1 protein-coding gene is annotated in these 914 nt (G+C 47.2%); it reads left to right on the plus strand.

Annotated features, from left to right (window positions below):
* Positions 1 to 914: transketolase-like TK C-terminal-containing protein (locus VHA02S_RS24900; protein ID WP_009696457.1), on the plus strand; the 914-nt coding region annotated here is incomplete at both ends.

A 914-nucleotide genomic window follows, 5' to 3' on the forward strand; every position in this document is an offset into this window, starting at 1 on the left:
AAAGCATCTCAAAACGCACTAGAAGCGTTTGGTCAAATGCTTCCAGAATTCATGGGCGGCTCTGCTGACCTAGCGCCTTCTAACCTAACTATGTGGTCTGGTTCTAAGTCTCTAGAAGCGAACGACTTCTCTGGTAACTACATCCACTACGGTGTACGTGAATTCGGTATGACAGCGATCATGAACGGTATCGCACTACACGGCGGTTTTGTTCCTTACGGTGCAACATTCCTAATGTTTATGGAATACGCTCGTAACGCTATGCGTATGGCTGCTCTGATGAAAGTTCAGAACATCCAAGTTTACACGCATGACTCTATCGGTCTTGGTGAAGATGGTCCAACTCACCAACCAGTTGAGCAAATCGCGTCTCTACGTCTGACTCCAAACATGAGCACATGGCGTCCATGTGACCAAGTTGAGTCTGCAGTAGCATGGAAACTGGCGATTGAACGTAAAGATGCACCATCTGCACTTATCTTCTCTCGTCAAAACCTAGCACAACAAGAGCGTACGGCTGAGCAAGTAGCGGACATCGCGAAAGGTGCTTACATCCTGAAAGACAGTGATGGCAAGCCTGAGCTAATCCTAATTGCAACTGGTTCTGAAGTTGAACTAGCAGTGAAAGCGGCTGAGCAACTAACCGCTGAAGGTAAGAAAGTGCGCGTTGTTTCAATGCCATCAACAGATGCATTCGACAAGCAAGACGCAGCTTACCGTGAATCAGTACTGCCATCAGACGTAACTGCACGTATCGCTGTAGAAGCTGGCATTGCAGACTTCTGGTACAAGTACGTTGGTTTCGACGGTCGTATCATCGGTATGACAACATTCGGTGAATCTGCACCGGCTGACCAACTGTTCGAAATGTTTGGTTTCACTGTAGAAAACGTAGTGAACACAGCAAAAGAACT

Source organism: Vibrio harveyi NBRC 15634 = ATCC 14126 = KCTC 12724, from assembly GCF_001591145.1.
Lineage (GTDB): Bacteria > Pseudomonadota > Gammaproteobacteria > Enterobacterales > Vibrionaceae > Vibrio > Vibrio harveyi.